Annotated in this window: 14 protein-coding genes and 1 pseudogene; 4 read left to right on the top strand and 11 right to left on the bottom strand. The window is 65.1% G+C overall.

The genetic code is table 11. The features are described 5' to 3' along the window. Positions 1–20 precede the first annotated feature (20 nt). The 5 genes from ACOGJB_RS00555 to ACOGJB_RS00535 form a co-directional block, all read right to left on the bottom strand. Complete coding sequence (locus tag ACOGJB_RS00555; RefSeq protein ID WP_419838893.1) at positions 21–1541, bottom strand: ABC transporter substrate-binding protein; 1521 nt, start codon at positions 1539–1541, stop codon at positions 21–23. A gap of 42 nt (positions 1542–1583) precedes the next feature. Then, positions 1584–2714, bottom strand: coding sequence for a hypothetical protein (locus ACOGJB_RS00550; protein ID WP_419838892.1), 1131 nt, complete (start codon positions 2712–2714; stop codon positions 1584–1586). Continuing rightward, a complete protein-coding gene (locus tag ACOGJB_RS00545; RefSeq protein WP_419838891.1) occupies positions 2711–3730 on the bottom strand; it encodes a LacI family DNA-binding transcriptional regulator in 1020 nt (339 codons plus the stop codon). The genes ACOGJB_RS00550 and ACOGJB_RS00545 overlap by 4 nt, the downstream gene beginning before the upstream one ends. An 83-nt stretch (positions 3731–3813) precedes the next feature. Further along, on the bottom strand, positions 3814–4782 hold the full coding sequence (locus tag ACOGJB_RS00540) for a nuclear transport factor 2 family protein (RefSeq protein ID WP_419840788.1): 969 nt from the start codon (positions 4780–4782) through the stop codon (positions 3814–3816). A gap of 170 nt (positions 4783–4952) precedes the next feature. Next, a complete protein-coding gene (locus tag ACOGJB_RS00535) occupies positions 4953–7238 on the bottom strand; it encodes an arylsulfatase (protein WP_419838890.1) in 2286 nt (761 codons plus the stop codon). Positions 7239–7351: 113 nt separating this feature from the next. Between ACOGJB_RS00535 and ACOGJB_RS00530 the strand changes: the two genes are divergently transcribed. Next, positions 7352–7771 (top strand): DUF5367 family protein, encoded by a 420-nt coding sequence (locus tag ACOGJB_RS00530; protein WP_419838889.1) that lies wholly within the window; start codon positions 7352–7354, stop codon positions 7769–7771. Here ACOGJB_RS00530 and ACOGJB_RS00525 read toward each other — a convergent pair. Beyond that, positions 7743–8048, bottom strand: coding sequence for a hypothetical protein (locus ACOGJB_RS00525; protein ID WP_419838888.1), 306 nt, complete (start codon positions 8046–8048; stop codon positions 7743–7745). The two genes, ACOGJB_RS00530 and ACOGJB_RS00525, sit on opposite strands and share 29 nt — an antisense overlap. A 552-nt stretch (positions 8049–8600) precedes the next feature. Between ACOGJB_RS00525 and ACOGJB_RS00520 the strand changes: the two genes are divergently transcribed. After that, positions 8601–12581 (top strand): DEAD/DEAH box helicase family protein, encoded by a 3981-nt coding sequence (locus ACOGJB_RS00520; protein WP_419840787.1) that lies wholly within the window; start codon positions 8601–8603, stop codon positions 12579–12581. A gap of 104 nt (positions 12582–12685) precedes the next feature. Next, positions 12686–13321: a hypothetical protein gene (locus tag ACOGJB_RS00515; protein ID WP_419838887.1), complete on the top strand. Its 636-nt coding sequence runs from the start codon at positions 12686–12688 to the stop codon at positions 13319–13321. 41 nt (positions 13322–13362) lie between these two features. Here the strand turns inward: ACOGJB_RS00515 and ACOGJB_RS00510 are convergent, their stop codons facing one another. From ACOGJB_RS00510 to ACOGJB_RS00490, 5 genes and pseudogenes are all read right to left on the bottom strand, one after another. Then, positions 13363–13743: a twitching motility protein PilT gene (locus ACOGJB_RS00510; protein WP_419838886.1), complete on the bottom strand. Its 381-nt coding sequence runs from the start codon at positions 13741–13743 to the stop codon at positions 13363–13365. Further along, on the bottom strand, positions 13727–14026 hold the full coding sequence (locus ACOGJB_RS00505) for a hypothetical protein (protein WP_419838885.1): 300 nt from the start codon (positions 14024–14026) through the stop codon (positions 13727–13729). The genes ACOGJB_RS00510 and ACOGJB_RS00505 overlap by 17 nt, the downstream gene beginning before the upstream one ends. Before the next feature lie 76 nt (positions 14027–14102). Further along, positions 14103–15254: pseudogene (locus ACOGJB_RS00500) on the bottom strand (redoxin domain-containing protein); the annotation flags it as partial. 44 nt (positions 15255–15298) lie between these two features. Further along, the gene (locus tag ACOGJB_RS00495; protein ID WP_419838884.1) at positions 15299–16378 is read right to left on the bottom strand and encodes a hypothetical protein; all 1080 of its coding nucleotides are present in this window, start codon (positions 16376–16378) and stop codon (positions 15299–15301) included. Between the two features lie 94 nt (positions 16379–16472). Next, positions 16473–17702, bottom strand: coding sequence for a hypothetical protein (locus ACOGJB_RS00490; protein WP_419838883.1), 1230 nt, complete (start codon positions 17700–17702; stop codon positions 16473–16475). Positions 17703–17781: 79 nt separating this feature from the next. Between ACOGJB_RS00490 and ACOGJB_RS00485 the strand changes: the two genes are divergently transcribed. Beyond that, the gene (locus ACOGJB_RS00485; RefSeq protein ID WP_419838882.1) at positions 17782–17976 is read left to right on the top strand and encodes an SDR family oxidoreductase; all 195 of its coding nucleotides are present in this window, start codon (positions 17782–17784) and stop codon (positions 17974–17976) included. Positions 17977–17980: the final 4 nt, after the last annotated feature.

Genomic DNA, 17980 nt, shown 5'->3' with positions numbered 1-17980 from the left:
GAACCCGATGAGCTGCTGGTCTAGTTGAGCAGCCCCTGATCGCCGGCTTCGGCGCGATACGCAGCCTCGGCGGCCGCGAGCGCCTCCGAAACGGGCGTGCCGTCGAGGATCGTGATGAGCGCCTCGCCCAGCTTGGCCCGGGCGATGCCCGCAGCGGGATGCGTCAGGTCGGCGCCACGTCCGTTCACCAAGCTTGCTTGCGCTGCGGCGGCGTCGCGTGGGCCGTTGGGATGGCTCACCCCGTTGCGGGTGACCAAGCCGAACTCAGCGGCGGCCTGCATGCTCTCCAAGTCGGTGGCTGCGAGCATCGCCAGGAAGATCGCTTCCACCTTGTCGGCGGGCGTGCCGACAGGAATGCCCCAGCCATCGATATAGGCAGGCGCGGCAAGGATGCCGCTGCCGGTGCCCAATGCGGGCGCGAACTCGATCTCGCCCACGACGATCGATGCCTCGGGATCGTCCATGCCCGCTGCGCGCGAGGCCCATGTGTGGCCCAGAATCGCCTCACGGGTCTGGAAGGCCGCTTGCACATCATCGGTGCTGTACGAGCTGGCGATGCCCGGCGCGCACTCGTCGACCATCCGCTTGAGGGTCGTGGCCGCTGCAACACCCTCGGGGCTGTTGAAGTTCGGCTCGCCCGTCTGCGGATCGATCGGCGTGACGCCCATCGATCCCAGGACCGAGTCGAACTCGATCTGCCATGCCCAGCCGGCCGACAGCATGTACAAGAAGCCGATGTCGTAGCCGCCCTCGATGACCGCCTGGCACGTCTGGAATGCCTCGTCGAAGGTTGTCGGCACCGCCAGGCCGAGTTCTTCCAGCGCCGGCTTGTTGTAGAAGACGTGCATCGTGTTCGACACCATGGGCACCGCGTAGATCCGGTCGCCGATCGAGGCCATTGCCCAGAACGCGTCGTCGATCTCATCGAGGTCGAACTGGTCGCTGTACTTGGCGACGAGATCGTTGAGCGGCATGAGGAAGCCTTGATTGGCCAGCTCGCCGATGAACGCATTCGAGCCCTGGTACAGCTCGAAGGTGGGCGACCCGGTCGCTGCGTCTTGGGTCATCGCGCTGCGAGCCTCGACGCTGTCGAGGAACTGCAGGTTGAAGCGGTAGTTGCCCTCCTCGCAATCCTCCAGCTCTTCGGCGTACTGGGTGATGATGGGGAATTCCCAGCCAATCGCGTCGATCTCGATCTCCTCAGACGGGTTGGGAATCGGGCACTCGTCGGAGATCAGCTCAGCTTCCATCATGTCCCCGTCGTCGGAGGACTCGTCTTCCATGTCGCCGTCGTCGCCCATATCGTCGTCCATGGCGTTATCCATGGCGTCGTCCATGTGCTCGTCGTCCATGGCGTCGTCATCCGTGGATTCATCGTCCCTATCGTCGTCGGATGAGGCATCGGGCTCGGCGGTCGTCGCGCTTGGAGACGACCCGCCGCCGCCATCATCGTCGTCGTCGTCGCCACAGGCCGCAGCCAGCAGCACGAAGGTGAGAAGGACAGCGATCAGCCGCCACGCCTTCCCTTTGGTGGTCATCATGAGGTTCCCTCCCGGGTGATGCATGCGAACGGGAATCGGGGCTCAGGACCCGGTTCCCAACAACTCGAGCGGCGCGACATAGCCGGCCGCGTCGAGACCGAAACCCGCATCGGAGGCGCGTGCCAGCATTTCTGCCGGCCATTCGACCCGGCTGGGGCCGTCGCCACCGGTGACGATCACTGCGTGCGCCGGCGTCGTGCCGACATTGCGCAGATCCCGCCATGCCGATGCGGGGACAGATGCGAGCGAACCCATGACGGGCCTCGCGCAGACTTGATGGGCCGGCTCGTTGAGCGCGACTTCCCAGTCACCGTCGATGAGCAGCAGCACTTGGCTGTCGCCGTGGCGATGGAGGCCCGTCGATGCCCCCGGGTCGGCCCGCAGCCATTCAAGAGCGAAGCCGTGCGGCGTGCGGATCGGAGGCCGGCTTCGCCGGTCCTGGGACAGCCCGTACCCGATGACCGGCGCCAGCTCCACAGCGTGCTGCAGGCCGAGAACCGTCGACAGCAGGCCAGCCGTTGACCAACACAGCCGATCAGGTTCCACGAGGCAATGGTCGAGCTCGGGCGTGCTGTAGCTGTCGATGCCAGCGAGCTGCTCGTCGCTCAACGGCTCGAGGAGGTCGTCGGGGACAACACCGTTTCGACCGTCAATGAGCGCATGGTCACGCCCGAGGTACATGCCGGTTTCAGCTGCCTCGCGCAGCACCCTCGGCTCCCAGATGATCCCGCCGGTGTCGTCACCACCGAGCACGACGAACAGGAATCCGTCGTCGGGACCGGTGTTCTCGAAACCGCGGAACACCCATGTCGGCGCCGAGAAGACAGCGTTGGGCGCCAGTTCGACAGACTGCTCGCGCTGGCGGCCGATATCGACCCGCCAACTCCCGCGCGTGCAGATGAACACCTCGGGCGTGTAGTGCAGATGGGCATTGTTGTAGATGCCGCTTGGCATCGTGGCTGCGCCCACGTTGAACCCGTGCGGCTCGGCAATGCTGACGTGCTGGCCGGCATTCTGCGAGACGCCAGGGCCCACGAAGGAGTAGCTGGCCTTGCCCTTGGAACGCTCGATGCGGACGTCCACAAAGGCCTCTGTGTCGGCCACAAAGTCCTCGGGCTCCACGATGCGTGCGACCAGCCCGGCCTCAGTGATACGTGGCGCGGGCGTCGTCATCGGCCGTTGCGCTTTGTGGTTCGGCCGATGCGCAGATGGCCGTCTACGACAACGTCGCTCGGCCGCGCCGCCGACGCGGCGTCGACCAGAAGCTCGGCCGCATGCCGTGCGAGCAGTTCGGTCGGCTGCACGAGCGTTGTCAGATCAATTCCCGCCCACGAGGCCTGCGGCAGGCCGTCGAACCCCGTCACAGCGATGTCGCCCGGAACACGGACGCCCCGCGATTCCAACCCGTCGATCACGCCGAATGCGACTTCGTCGCTGCCCACCATGACAGCGTCAGGCGCGAGCCGTGCGATGCGCTCAGCGCAGGCATAGCCCGCGTCGTAGCTGAACGCGCCGGCCTCGACGTAAGGCAGCGCGACCCCGTGATCACCCATTTCGCGCGCTGCGCCCCGGTAACGGGCTTGATCGGTCGAGATCGACGACACCCCACCGACGAAGACTGCGGTACGGCAGCCTTGATCGACGAGGTGGCACGCCAGCAGCCGGCAACCGGCTTCGTTGTCCACCGACACCGATGAGACCAGTCCAGCGGCAGCCGGCTGGTTGAACGCCACAGTCGGGCTCGACTGGCGACGCATCGCACTGAGTTGGTCCGGGCGGATGCTGGCCGAGGCGAGCAACAGCCCGCTGACGCGGTACTGGCGGACGATGTCGAGCACATCGTCGACCTCGCCTGGATCAGCGAAGCTGAAGAGCAACAGTTGGCGCCCCCGGGTTCCGAGTTCACGAGTGACCGCAGCGAGAACGTTCTGCCAGTACTCGCCATATGCGGGCACCACCGCACCCACCACATTGCTCTGCCGGGACTTGAGCCCCCGAGCGAAGGCATTGGGGGCATAGCCGAGCCTGGCGGCCGCCTCGCCGACCCGTTCGCGTGTCCGCTCAGAGACCAGGTGCGGGGCTGAGAACGTACGTGCCACGGTTGCCTGCGAGACACCGGCCTCAACAGCCACGTCCGTGGAGGTCGCGGGGCGCGTCCGGACTCCGGGATGCGTGCTGTCCCCTGCCACGCTGCGAACCCTATGAATACGTAGTCATTCTGTCAAGCGCGACGCGGCATGATCCCCTGACCTGCATGCTGCGAACGCAGTCCTCAGCCAGTGTGCAGGAGGATCTGCTTCCACACAGCCGTGTCGTCGATCAGCACCCACTCGCGAGCGATGCCATCTGGTCCGAATTCGCAATGGCTGATCCCCATCACATGAGCCTCTGCCCCGGTCGGCGAGCCGAAGCGGCCCCGGCCGTCGTGGACGCCGTCGAGCGACCACCGCAGAGCTGCACGCGGCGGCTGGTCCGGGTCGCGGCGGCCAATTCGGTGATGGATCGTGAAACGTGCCGACGGGAACGAGGATCTCAGACCCAGCCAGAAGCCATCGGCCCCGCTCCACCCATGATCCGTGACTCCGCCAGCTAGTTCGAGTTGGGCGGCGCGGTTGTACCCGGCACGTACGGCGGCCAGATCGCCTGCCATGATCCGGCTGAGCGTCTCGCCATAGCGCACACCGTCAGGGTGATCGTCGCCTGAGCTTCGGTAGCCACCGTCGATGTCGGTTGCAGGGCACAACGGCTGCGTTGCGCGCTCATGCCCGCCTTCTGCCTCGATCTGGCGCGCAGCGAAACTCTTGGGATCGATACCCAGCATGCGCACGATGGCGCCTTGATCACGGACGAGCCATTCGTCGTAGATCTGATCGCTTCTCGCTGCGCAGTCCGCAATGGTCCGGTACCTCAGCCGGGTGCCGGTGGCTGCACCATAAGCCCCGTCGCCGAGATGAGTGGCCGTCGACAGGATCCGATGTGACGACAGGAAACCGTCACCGCCATCGCTGCACCAGATGACATCCTCGCCAAGCAGTTGCCGATCAGGGAACTCCGCGAGTGTGGCCAAGGTGGCGGCGATGACCGATTGGTTGCCGACGACGACGCCGGTGGGCGAGCGAACGATCACGCCGTCGGAATAGAAGCGGTTGAGGGTATGCACGCCACGGTATTCCCAGATGGTCTCGGTGACGCGCAGGATGTACTCGCGAGGGTCCCGGAATTCCTCCCCAAAGCCCTTCATGTCCATGCAGCGGCTCCTGCGCCTTTGTCCAGCAATCCCTGCTCGCGCCATGGCGGCGCTCGACGCCTCGTTGCATACGTAACCATTGCTGATCACGCTATGCAAACGCGCTGGGTGATTCTCACGCGACTCTCGGCGACCGGGGCGGCGACAAGTGTCCCTGGAGATCGCTACTGGCGGGCCATCTCGGCTCGGGCGGTGGCGGCGACGTCGGCTTCGGTCCGTGCCGACAGGTTGATCTCCACCTCGTGCAGGGTTCCGGAAAATGGGAACGAACCCTCGTAGCGCTCTGACACCGTCGAGCCGTAGTCGTGGCCGACGCTGGAACCGACCGACGAGATCATCCGCATCATGTACGGCAGATCTGCGGTGCCGGCCTGCTGACCGTCCACCTCCAGTTCGATGACGCCGCCCGCCTTGTCAGTACGGCGAAGCCGCATCGATAGCTCGCAGTCGCCCTCGGGCACCTTGAGGGACGATTCCACAACGGTGCGATTCCCAAACGCGCTGTAGTCCACGACGAGGTGTTCGTTCTGGACGAAGACCGACACGCCGGCGCTTGCGGAGCCTGTCGCCCAGATGACGCCCTCGTCGCCCACGCCCCGGCTCACCCGGGCGGTGAGGTCGAACAGATTGCCACCGGCAGCCGGGGTCGCTGCCACGGGGATCCGCGACAGCGGCGGCCGGTACACGTAGCGCCGGCTCGGCGGATGCGGCGAGTTCTCTCGCAACCGTGCCCCGAACAATGAAATGCCTTGGCGATCGTCAAGCGGCAGTACGCCGTTGCGCTCGGCTTCGTCCCACCACAGGCTGATGAGCTCCTCAAGACGCTCGGGTAGGTCGGCCGCAAGGTCATTGCATTCGGAGGGGTCCGCCCCGAGGTCGAACAGCTCCCACGGCTCAGTGTCGAAGTCGTCGCCTGGCCTGTGCCGTACCACCGCCTTCCACCAGATGCCGTCTGCGCACGCAACCAGGGCACGCGACCCGGAATTCTCGAAGTACTGCAGCGTGTTGGTGGCCGGTGCATCGGGGTCTGCCAGTACCGACGCAAACGAGTCGCCGGTGACCGGGAGCTGGCCCAATCCTCGGTGCACATCGGGCGCAGTGACCTCGAGGAGTTCATAGACGGTGGGAGTCACGTCAGACACGTTGACGAACTGGTTCCGCTTGGTCCCGCGCTGTTCGGCCGCGATGCCGGCCGGCCAGTGCACCACCATCGGTACATGCACCCCGCCCTCGTGTGTGTTCTGCTTGTACCAGCGGAATGGCGAGTTGCCGCATTGAGCCCAGCCCCACGGGTAGTTGGTGTGGCTGTTGGGCCCGCCGATGTCGTCGAGCCGCTCGACGACATGTTCGATCGGCTCAGCCACCTGGTTGAAGAAGCTGAATTCGTGCATCACACCGGTCGGTCCGCCCTCTTGGGATGCACCGTTATCGGCCATCACGATCAAGATCGTGTTGTCGAGCTGGCCGAGATGTTCGAGTCCGGCGACAAGCCGCCCGATCTGATCGTCGGTGTGGTCCAAGAATGCAGCAAAGGCTTCTTGCAGCCGGCAGGCCAGCTTCTGCTCGTTTTCTGAGAGCGCGTCCCACGGCCTCACGCCCGGGTTCAGCGGGGCCAGCACGGTGTGCGACGGAATGACGCCCAACTCGACCTGCCGGTCGTACCAGCGCTGGCGCACCACATCCCAACCTTCGTCGTAGAGACCCCGGTACTTCGCGAGGTACTCCGGCGGTGCCTGATGCGGAGCGTGCGTAGCGCCGAAGGGCACGTAGGCGAAGAGCGGTCGATCGGGACGCACACCCTTGCTGTTGTTGATCATCCGCAGCATCTGATCGACCAGATCTTCGCTGACGTGATACCCGTCCTCGGGTCGCGCGGGCGGGTCGATCGGGTGATTGTCAGCGACAAGTTCGGGGAAGAACTGATCGGTTTCGCCTTCGAGAAATCCGTAGAAGCGATCGAAGCCGCGGCCGAGCGGCCATTGGCCGAACGGGCCGGCGGCAGAACCGCTGTCGGTCGGCGCAAGGTGCCACTTGCCCGTGCAGAACGTGGCATAGCCCTCGTCGCGCAGGACCTCCGCGATGGTGGCCGCGTGGTTGGTGATGTGGCCGAGCTGGTTCGGGTAGCCGGTCTGGAAATTCGACACCGAACGCATGCCGACGGCGTGCTGCGACCGTCCCGTCAGCAGCGATGCCCGGGTGGGCGAGCACAGCGGCGCGACGTGGAAATTCGTGAACTGGATGCCGTTCGCGGCGAGGGCGTCGATGTGGGGCGTGTCGATGTCTGACCCGTAGCAGCCGAGCTGGGCGAACCCGGTGTCGTCGAGCAGCACGAACACCACATTCGGCGCCCCGGTAGGTGCTTGGGGATGCTGTTCGAACCAAGGCTCAGACTCAGCGACAGTCCGGCCGATTCGGCCTCCAAATGACGGGAGTGCGCCCGGCGTAGCCATGGTGAGCCTTTCGTGGGGAATTGCACCGGGACGCTACGCCACGTTGTCAAGAACTACCGTCCTGGGGAGTCGCTCGACTGCGACGCCCCCTTCGTGAGAGGACCACGCAACCAATGCCGACCCAAAGTCGACTCACCTATATCCAGCACATCATCTTGATGATGGTGATCGCCGTCGTCGGCTGGGCCGTGTTCCTGGGGCTATTCCTGCTGATCTTCACCGACAACTACGAGCCGTCGGAGTCCCGCACCGTGTGGTGGGTCTGGCTGATCGTCGGGACGATCGTCACCGTGATCACCATGTTCGTGTGCTTCCGGGTGCTGCAAACGCCCCGGCAGTGGCGCAGCTCAGCCGCAATCGCGCTCTTCGCACCCGCAATGTGCCTGGACGCGCTCACCACCACCTACTTCAACGACTGGTTCGATCAAGGCATCCACGACGACACCGCCTATTCGGCACTCATCCTGGGCGCCGCCGGCATCTGCCTGCTGCTGGCCATGTTCATCAACAAGCCCACCGCCGACAAGCCATAGGCATCAGTTCTTGCGTCCGCGCCCGGACTCGTATCGTTCGTTGAGACGCTCGTTGGCGTGCTTGCTCGACTTCGTCGTCGGTGATCGGCCCGAACTCGGATTCGTAGTCCGCAATCGCCTCGCCGAGAGCCCGGAGCCGACGTCGATGCTCGCTCTTGTCCGCCATTGCCTCGTTTACCCAGGCGCTCACCGACGATGCCTCCCCAGCGCTCACTGCGGCGCCCGCCTCTCGCAGCAGGTCTTCATCGACCGTCAACGTAATCCGTCGCTTCGTCATACCTTCATCGTATTTCCGGTACGCACGCCACGCCATCCGGCCGATACAACCTGTTCCACATCATCTTGGGCTGACCGCTCGAAGTCCCGCCTCCGTGGGCTTCAGGGGCCGAGGGCGCTGATGGGCACCACTCGGACGCGTCTTTGCGGCGGGAGGCAGCACCGACCGACACCACCGACTGCCTCAGCAGACGCCGGCACGCAGCGTCGAGCCTCCACATACTGCGTTTTGTAGGCCTTCCATGCGGCAGTTTGGAGATCGTCTGTGCCTCGATTCAGAGTGTTTCCGACGTGGCGGCAGCAGTGATGCCGCACGGCACCGTCGCGCTGGGCCACAATTGCCCGAGCAACTGGAGGCATCGATGAGCGAGACGAGTCCAACGCGGATCACCCCAGAGCAAGACGAGATTGAGCTCACCGGGTTTGCGACCCGCGGGATGCGCCGCGAGGACATCGACTTGGCCTCGCTGAACTTGCCTTTCGCTGACCCCCCCCCCCCCCCAACCCGGATGCTGAACCTGCGGTAGAAGGACTCGTCACGGTCGGCGAGGTCATCGAGCGCATACGTACGACCAGCCGTGACGAATCCGAGACAGGCCGGTGGTTCGAGGAACTCGTCAAGATCGTCTTCCTCGAGAGCCCCGAGTACGAGATCGACGAGATCGAGCACTGGGGACGCTGGCGCGAACGTCAGCAACTAACCGGCCTCAGCGGCAGAGATACCGGCATCGACCTCGTCGCGCGCCACCGCGACGGCAGCCACATCGCCATCCAATGCAAGTGCTACGCACCGACGCGACGGGTCGCCATGGCCGACATCGACTCGTTCTTGGGCCAGTCGCAGGCCACAGATGCCGCCGATCAGCCGGTGTTCGCGATGCGGTGGATCGTCACGACATCGCCATGGACCAATAACGCTCTTGCAGAGGTCGACAGCCTTGGTTCCTCGCTTCGCCGGATCGATTTCCTGCGCCATGAGTTCGAGAAGATCAGCGAGAAGCTGCAGGAGCGGCCTGTTCGTGCGCCTTGGCCACGCCAGCGCGAGGCCATCGACAAGGTCGTCGAGGGCTTGTCACACCACGACCGGGGCCGGATGATCATGGCCTGCGGCACGGGCAAGACGTTCACCTCGCTGCGCATCGCCGAGAGCGTGGTCCCTAACGGAGGACGCATCGCGTTCGTGGCGCCGAGCATCGCATTGGTGGCCCAAGCACGCCGAGAATGGCTGCTGCACACGACGCGACCTCTTGAGTGTGTGGTCGTCTGCTCCGACGAGTCCGCAGGCGGCCGCTCCGAAAGCGCGACCGAGATGCGGGTCTCCGAACTGGAGTGCCCAGTGACGACGTCGCCGCAGCAAATCGGAGTGATGCTGGACCCCACCCGTGACACAGACGCGACACGCGTGGTGTTCTGCACGTATCAGTCGCTGCAGCGGCCCTGCGAGGCACAGAGCGAACACGCTGCCGGGGCATTCGATCTGGTCATCTGCGACGAGGCGCACCGCACGACGGGCGCTGTTTCCGATGCGGCTGGAAGCCGTCGGGGCAGCGGCTTCCAGATGGTCCACGATGACAACCGCTTGCGTGCCCGCAAACGGCTCTACATGACGGCGACCCCCCGCATCTACACCGCCTCGTCCAAGGCATCGCTCGCCGGACGCGGCATCGAAACCGTCGACATGAACGACTTGGATGTCTACGGCCCCGAGCTGGAACGCCTGTCGTTCAAGGAAGCAGTCGAGACCGACATGCTCGCCGATTACCGCGTGATCGTATTGGGCGTTCACGACAGCGCCGTTCCGGCGGGCATGCGACAGCGGCTCATCGACCTAGGCGACGAGTCTGCCGAATCGCAGACGGGCGGGCCGAAGCCGCTCGTGGTCAGCATCGAAGACCTTCAAAGGCTGCTCGGCATGTCGCTTGCCATCAACGGTATGGCAGAGGGCAACGAACTCGAGGTGCCTCGGCGGCTCGACAGCACCATCGCTTTCGCCAATTCCATCGCGAGATCGAAGTTCTACGCGATGGGACTTGCCGACTCCCAACTGCGTGCACTCATCACTCGACGCAGGCGCGCGCACGGAGAGACGGAAGGGGCCACCAAGGTCGAAGCGACTCACCTCGACGGGACTGTGCCGGCCTTCGAGCGCAGCGAGGAACTGCGCAAGCTCGCGCGGACTCGCACCGACCGGTGCGCTCGCGTGATCTGCAATGCGAAGCTGCTGACCGAAGGGGTGGACGTGCCGTCGCTGGATGCGGTGGTGTTCATGGAGCCCCGCGACAGCCAGGTCGACATCGTGCAAGCCGTCGGGCGAGTCATGCGGCGTGTCGAAGGCAAGAAGCTCGGCTACATCGTGATCCCGGTCCCAGTGCCCCCGGGTGAAGATCTCGCAGCGACACTCGAAGCGGGCGGAAGCGGCTACGGATCGGTCGGCCAGGTGCTGAGAGCGCTGCAGGCCCACGACACTCGCCTCGCCGAGACTCCGGCCCGCTTCGTCACGGCATGCGAGATCACTCGCCCACAGCCGGCGGGGAATCGGGGCGACGGCGACGACCTGGCAGAGAGCGTCGATGAGCCGGCGCAACTCACGCTCGATCTGCACAAGGCGGACGCTGCCATCTATGCGCATGTCGTCGCCGCGTCGGGTCTGGGATCGGCAGGAAAGCTCGTGGCGGACGATCTGGGGCTTGCCGTGACGTTCGCCGGTGCCCGGTTCAGTGAAGGCGACCTGGCGCTGGCGCTGGCGGGCGCTCTGGGCAACCTCGCTGTTGACGACACCAACAAGACCGACATCTGCAAGGTCGCCGCCCTCGTGCTGATCAATGCCTGCCTGCTACACCGTCGCCTGCGCGAGGTGCCGCGGTTCGGCGATATCGCCGATCTGGCCCGCGTGACCGGCGCCTTCGATCCCGCAGCGGTTCTGGCAGAAGCGTGGGAGCGGATTCTCGAGCACGACTACGAGCCCGTGTTCGGACCTGCCCTGTCCGTGCTGGGAGAGCTGCCGTCTCGGCCGTTCGCAGTCGAGGCGCTGCGAAGCCTGGCCGAGTGTGCGAACCGCACCGCCGATTCGCTCAGCGAGATGGGCTACGACCACGCCGGCCCGCTGTACCACCGGATCCTGCCCAATGCAGCCGCGTATGGCGCGTTCTACACCAAGAATCTGTCAGCGCTCATGCTGGCGCGACTGGCCATCGACGAGGACTTCGCCGACTGGTCCGATTCCGATCAGATCGCCCGCCTGCGAATCATGGACCCTGCTTGTGGGACCGGGACGCTCCTCATGGCAGCGCTGCGGGTGCTCAAGCAGCGCGTCCACGATGCTGGCCGACAGGCGGGCGGCGCCGATGCTGGCTCCGACGATTCCGACCTGTACAAGGCAATCGTCGAGAACGTGCTCCACGGGCTCGACATCAACTCGCCGGCCATCCAGTTCGCTGCATCGAACTTCACCTTGGGCGCGCCGACCGTCGACTACCGCAAGATGAACCTGTTCACGCTCCGGCACGGCCCCCAACCCGATGGATCGATGATGGCGGGAACGCTGGAAGTCCTCGGTTTCGCCGAATCCGAGGCGTCTCTGCGAAACCTCGTGCGACGCGCCGAGGCAAGGAGCGTGGGCGCGCAGCTGGCGGACTCCGGGGCCAAGTTCCCGATCAGCGACATAGATCTCGTCATCATGAATCCCCCGTTCACCAACAACGTGAAAAAGAACTCCCAATTCTCGCCCGCTCAGAAGAAAGCCATGCAGCAGCACGAGCTTGGGCTGCGCGATGTCTTGCTGCAGGTCGATCCGGCGGCCGGTGCGACCATCGACGCCAACAGCATCCGCACCTACTTCACACCGATCGTGGAGCGAATGTCGGCCTCTCGAAATGCAACCGTCGCCTCGGTGGTCCCCACGACTGCGTGTACCGCCTCATCGGGGCAAAACGAGCGGCGCTTTCTCGCGGACCGGCTCCACATCGAGACGGTCGTCACGTCGCACGACCCGAAGAACATCAACTTTTCCGAGAACACCGGCATTCACGAGTGCCTGCTCGTCGCCCGACGTCGCGATGACCAGTCTCATCCGCCTACGAGCGACCCACCCACCCGATTCGTGTCACTGCGCAAGATGCCGTTGACCCCCGCGGAAGCACTCGCCATGGCCGACGCGATCGCAAGCGGCGAGCTTGGCGAGTGGGGCAACCTCACGCTGTGGCCAGCCGAGCGCGTACGCGATGGCGATTGGTCGCCCGTGCAGTGGTATGACGGAAATCTGGCCGGAATCGCATCGGCGCTGGAAGCCGGCGAATTCGCTCCCGCCGGTTCGGCTCACTCGCTGACGAACGGGGGGGGGGGTTCGGTCCCTCCGGTCAAGCCATTCGGGGCGCCTTCCGCCCCACCGAACGCGACACCGTCTTGGGCCCGACGGGCGAGCAGTCCGGGGCGCCTTCCGCCAGGCGAATTCGAGCCGACCGTGAGGCGACACGCAGTGGGGCCGGGCGGGCAGCGCATCCAAGACGCATTCCGGAAACGAGGGAACCGTGAATAAGCCGAAACGTCCGTATCGGAGCCTGCTTGAGCGAGTTGCTCTGAGCCGAGCCTCGGCCCTGCCGGCCGTCGCATACAAGACGCCTTCAAGCCGACGAGTCAATCATGAGCTATGACGCGTTCTGGTCGGTCTCGTCGAAATTGCGTATGACCATGCGCGGCACCCCGGAGCAACGAATCGAACCGCGCCCCGGCAAAGAGCAGCTCGCTGAGCGCTACTGGGAGCAGCGAAGCAAGCTGCTTGTCGCCAACAAGCACGACACCGTAGCGGGGAGGCTTGTGGCTGTCTTCAGCGATGCTCCTTCGGTCGGCTCAGGCTGGGTTCCCGTATCAGTCGCGAACGACGACGAAGCTAGATCTCTTTGCGTCTGGTGGAACAGCACGCCCGTGCGCGTGATGCTGCTCAATCGGCGCACAAGAAAGCTGACCTATCCATCGTGGTCACTGGACCAGCTTCGGGGCATCTTGGTGCCATCGTCCGACAACCCTGGCTGGGGTGACTTGCTGGCGGCCTACGAAAAGGCTTGCGACATCGAGTTGCTGCCGTTGCGAGACGGGGAGCTCTGCGAAGGCAGGCGCATCATCGACTACGCAGCGGCTCGGGTACTCGCTGTACCTGAGAGCACGATCGCCGACTGGCGCCGCCGACTGGCCCGCGAGCCGACAATCTCCAACCGGGCCGCCGAGGCAGCCGAAGGCGAAGCGACGCAGCTATCAGAAGCGGAAACACACATCGGTTGAGGTCTGGACACGCCGCCCAGCAGCGTTCACACTCTGAGAGGTCAGACCGGGATGACGTCGACGTCGAGTTGGGCAGCGTCGACGAGCGCATCCATATCGGCAGGATCGGAGGTCACGATCTGGTCACCGGGGTGGCACAGCGCGACAAGCGCAGCGTCGACGGCGTCGACCAATCCAGTCCGTGCCAGCAGAACACCGGCCCGACGGCCGAGATCATTGTCGAGAGGCACGACAAGGGTGCCGAGCAACGCCATCGCCAATCGGGCCTGCCGTCCCGATCCGCCACGCCACACCTGCGCCACGATGCCGCCATGGGTCAGCGGGGGGCTGCCCTCGAGGTGCGCATCGTCCACCCGTCGCCACAGGGTTCGATCGTTGCGCTCCAAGGCGACGAGTGCGCCCGCGTCAAGCACCAAGCTCACGCTGCGCCCTTCGACGAGTTCCGTCGGCGCGGACCTTCTCGGCCGCAATCGTGTCGAGACGGCGTTGTTCTTCGAGTTCCTCGTCGGTGATCGGCCCGAACTCGGCTTCGTAGTCCGCGATCGCCTCGCGGAGAGCCTTGAGGCGACGTCGACGCTCACTCTTGTCTGCCATTGCCTCGTTCACCCAAGCGCTCACCGATGACGCCTCCCCCGCTGCCACTGCATCGCTCGCTGCCTCGATGAGATCCTCATCGACGGTGACCGTAATGCGGCGCTTTGTCATACTTTCATCTTATTTCCGGTATGCGCCCCGGCGAATCGCTCGGGCTCTGCGGTGACGATGACGCGGCGCTTGGCTGTCGGCCCAGCAGGCGCTTGAGGCGGTTGACAGCCGGCGTCCAGATCCAATCGGGCTCGGTGAACCGGCGATGGTTCTCGTCGGGCAGTCCCATGGGGTCGTAGTAGTTCTTGTCGGTGTTCTTGCGCAGGTAGGCCGACTTCTTCAGCACTTGCATGTACGCGAACAGGGTTCCCTTGTGGGTCCAGCCCTGCCGGTGGTAGTTCCAGTTGTCCGGTGCCAGTTGCTGCGCGGCGTCAAAGTGCCGCAGTGCACGCTTGCTGTCGCCCGTTGCTTCGAAGTGCAACGCCAGCTTGAACGTGGGCTCCGCCAGCAGGGTGTCGTCGTCGACGGGCTTGAGACGAGCGGCCAGTTCCTCGGGGGACCAGACGAAATCGCTGTCAGCTCCGCGATCGATCCAGTCTCTCGTGGCATGCGCGAAAGCGTCGTTGCCCAGCCGTACCTTGCCGAGGCCGAACTTGATGGTGGTCTCATCGGGGAACACGCCCTCGTTGCTGCGAACGATGCGCCCCTCCTCGTCGATCCACGCACCTGACGGCACATTGACCCAGCCGAACAACGAGCTAATCCGGTGCGTCGGGTCGACGATGCATCGGAACGTCGGCGACGCCTTATCGAACCACTTGCCTGCAGCAGCTTCGCCTTGGGAATCCTCCGCAACGCTGATCAGCTCGAAGCGGTCAGCGCCGATCGATTCGTACAGTTCCTGCCAGACCGGCAGGTTGACCCGGCACCCTCACCACGACGCCCAGCTGAACAGCACCACCTTGCGGCCGCGCAGCTCAGACAATCGCACCGTGTCACCGTTGCGGTCCGTCATCTCGAAATCGGGGGCGAGCCCCGACTCCAGCCCCATGCGACGGACTTCGGGCACGGAGCCGAGGCTCCACACGCCGTCGTCGTGCACGTACTTCTGGCCGATCTTGTCGGCGAAGGCCGAGTAGCAGAACCACACCCAGTCGTCGGCATCAGCGATCCACTCTTCACGCTCAGCCTCGAAGAGCGGTACGCATATCTCCCCGAGGCACACCCCCTCAGGCTTCAGCTGCCAACCAGTGGCCTCGGCGAGCTGATCGACCCGCACCCACAGCTTGTGCGTGTCATCGCTTCGCTGAGCGATGTCGCTGGTGCTGTCACTCGTCAAGACAATCACTGCTGACCCCTGCTCTTGGGTCCCATTTCAGCCGATGGCCGCTGCTATGGGAGACCACCGCCCGGGTCGAGACCCAGCACCACACGGCCATAGCTTTCATAGCCGACATCGGAGACCATGAGGTGTGATTGCACGGTGTAGATGTCGCGCAGGATGCGACCCATGTCGTTCGCCAGCATGACCGCGCTTCCGCCTGCGTACCGGAACAGCTCGCTCACCACGTCGACTGCCTCGTCGGTGCACCAGACCGCGGCGGCTTGGGCCTCGGTGACGAGCGCCGGATCGGGCGGGCCGGTGGCGGCCGAGTCGAACATGCGCTCAAGCGCCTCGGCCATCCCCGAAGCGCAGGCGTTCATCCGGATGGCGCCGTGGCCGACAGCCCGCTGGAAGACCTGCCGATCGGCGACGCTGGTCCCGCCGAGATAGCCGCGCTTCTTCTCGATTGCGGCATAGCTCATGGTTCGCAGCGCCAGCCGGCCGAGGGCGTAGGCGAAACTGCCGTGCTCGTTCACGACATACCCCGGCAGGCCCAGCCGGTGCAGCGCCCCTCCCCGCAGCAGCTCGGCCCCCAGCAGATCGGTCGCGAACCTGTCGGGCACGAACACGTCATCCAGCTCGTAATCGCAGCTGCCCGTGCCGCGCATGCCCAGCGTGTGCCAGTTGTCGTGCAGGATGACTTCGCTGGTCGGCACCAGCGCCCTGATCAGTGGCGGGTCGTCGCAGAAGACCGGCACCATCACCCAGTCGGAATGCTCGACGCCGCTGCCCCACGCCCACCGGCCCGACACCTGATACCCGCCGTCGACCTTTCGAGCCATTCCGCCGGGCCGCAGCGCTCCGGCCATGAAGGGGAAGCCGTCGGCGAGCACTTCGTCGACGGCATCGTCGGTCAGCTGAGCCAAGGTGGCGCCCGACACCGCCGCCGTGATGAACATGCACCACGCTGCGGCCGGGTCAATCATGACCACCGCCTCGATCACGTCCATCTGCACGACCGGGTGTGCTTCGGCCCCGCCGACCTCGCGCGGGGTCTTGAGCATGAACAACCCCGATTCACGCAAGGCCTCCACCGAAGTCGACGAGAGCCGGCGTGCCTGCTCGGATTCGTCCCGGCCTGTGGCCAATGCATCGGCAGCCGATTCGACTGACGCGAGCAGATGCGCCCGGTTCGCGTCTCGATCTGCCGGAAACTGATTCTCTCGGGGGCCCACCGCGGGCTCAGATCCCCTCGACGATGCGCTGTATCTCGCTGAGATCCCTCGACAGCAGCGAGGCACGGACGTCATCGGGTCGGTCTGCGAACGTGGGGTCGCACTGGGGGCCGTTGAGGTTGTGCACGCCCGATTCCTCGACCGTCGGACCCCACTGGTTGCCGCCGTTGTCTCCGAACTGCCCGGGATCGGTCATGTCGATCGTGTTCGGTCCGTAGCTGGCATCCACCCGATCGCCGTCGCACATGTGCTCGTGGACGTGGCCGTAGGGGTCGTGCCAGTAGTCATAGACCTGCGAGCCGTAGACGTGGCGCCCGATGCCCCATGCCAGGTTGTACGGCGATCCTTCGGCGGCTCGCTCCCGGAAGTGCATATGACCCCGGAAGACGTCGTCCATGCTGAACACCTCAAACGCTGCATGGCTGAACTGCGCCTCCGGTGTTCCATCCATGAGTGGCAGCACAAGGACGGTGTGGTGGTCGGTCAGGGCAGCGCCCCGGTCCATGCGCATGAACTGAAACATCACATCGGAGCCTGTCGCTTTGATGAGCTCAACCAGCGGCGGCGGGAAATGCTCCTCAGCGCCAGGGGGGATGATCATTCGAGCGGCGTCGCTCACGAGCATGCCGAAGGTGTCCGACAGGAATTTCATGAAGGCCTGGTGAGCTCCCGGAGGAACGGCCGCCACCACGTGGCCGAGCCGATACACCTCGGGCGGCCCGGGATCCTTCTTGATCGGGTAGCGGTTCCCGGCCACGTCCTGCTCGACACCTGCCCGCTCGTCGACCCCGGCGTGGTTGTAGGTGATGCGGTCGCGACGCGGTGCAAGCGGCACGGCGTGCTGGCCGTGAACCGCTTCCAGCACGAACCCGGTGATCGGTTCCACGAAGTGAACTCTCTTGCCGCCGCCGAGCCGGCCCTCGGCACCGCCGATGTCATGAATGGGCGAGCAGCCGGGCACCGCATCGGCCAACGCAACCAGATCGTCCTCGGAGTCGACTTCAAACGCCCAGCCAATGAACTTGGCGGGACCGCGATGCACGACATGCAGGAACGGCATCGGTTCGAGGCCACGCGAGATCAGCACGTCCTCGTCGCGGTGCGCGACGACGAGACCGAAGTCGTTGACAAACGTCTCCATCGCGTCGAGATCGGGTGCCGAGAACCGGATGTACGCGATATCGGCTGCCTTCACAATGGGTGCCGCCGTTTCGGGCAGTGTTGCGGTGTCAGTCATGTCGCCTCCTCGCGGGCGCAAGTACGGTAACCCAGCGGCGCGACGAGCAACAGGGCCAGTACCGCAGCCGCCAGGAGCCGTGTCTGCCGTGGAGCGCCGGGGCATCACCTACGAGGAGGCTCGGGCAGAGCAGGAGGCGATGATGAATGCCAAGCGGCTCGGTCGTCCCGAGGAATTCGGCGACGCCTTTGCCTTCATGTGCTCGGCGCAGGCCGGCTTCATCAGCGGCCAGAGCCTCCAGCTTGACGGCGGCAGCTACCCCGGCGTCTTCTAGCCGG

Source organism: Candidatus Poriferisodalis sp. (genome assembly GCF_965208895.1).
Lineage (GTDB): Bacteria > Actinomycetota > Acidimicrobiia > Acidimicrobiales > Poriferisodalaceae > Poriferisodalis.
The sequence above is the reverse complement of the archived record's forward strand: the minus strand, read 5'-3'. Positions and strand labels throughout refer to the sequence as shown.

Excerpts from the sequence above, each read along its gene's own strand:
- ACOGJB_RS00555 (WP_419838893.1), bottom strand. The coding sequence starts at position 1,541 with ATGATGACCACCAAAGGGAAGGCGTGGCGGCTGATCGCTGTCCTTCTC.
- ACOGJB_RS00550 (WP_419838892.1), bottom strand. The coding sequence starts at position 2,714 with ATGACGACGCCCGCGCCACGTATCACTGAGGCCGGGCTGGTCGCACGC.
- ACOGJB_RS00540 (WP_419840788.1), bottom strand. The coding sequence starts at position 4,782 with ATGAAGGGCTTTGGGGAGGAATTCCGGGACCCTCGCGAGTACATCCTG.
- ACOGJB_RS00535 (WP_419838890.1), bottom strand. The coding sequence starts at position 7,238 with ATGGCTACGCCGGGCGCACTCCCGTCATTTGGAGGCCGAATCGGCCGG.
- ACOGJB_RS00530 (WP_419838889.1), top strand. The coding sequence starts at position 7,352 with ATGCCGACCCAAAGTCGACTCACCTATATCCAGCACATCATCTTGATG.
- ACOGJB_RS00525 (WP_419838888.1), bottom strand. The coding sequence starts at position 8,048 with ATGACGAAGCGACGGATTACGTTGACGGTCGATGAAGACCTGCTGCGA.
- ACOGJB_RS00515 (WP_419838887.1), top strand. The coding sequence starts at position 12,686 with ATGAGCTATGACGCGTTCTGGTCGGTCTCGTCGAAATTGCGTATGACC.
- ACOGJB_RS00505 (WP_419838885.1), bottom strand. The coding sequence starts at position 14,026 with ATGACAAAGCGCCGCATTACGGTCACCGTCGATGAGGATCTCATCGAG.
- ACOGJB_RS00490 (WP_419838883.1), bottom strand. The coding sequence starts at position 17,702 with ATGACTGACACCGCAACACTGCCCGAAACGGCGGCACCCATTGTGAAG.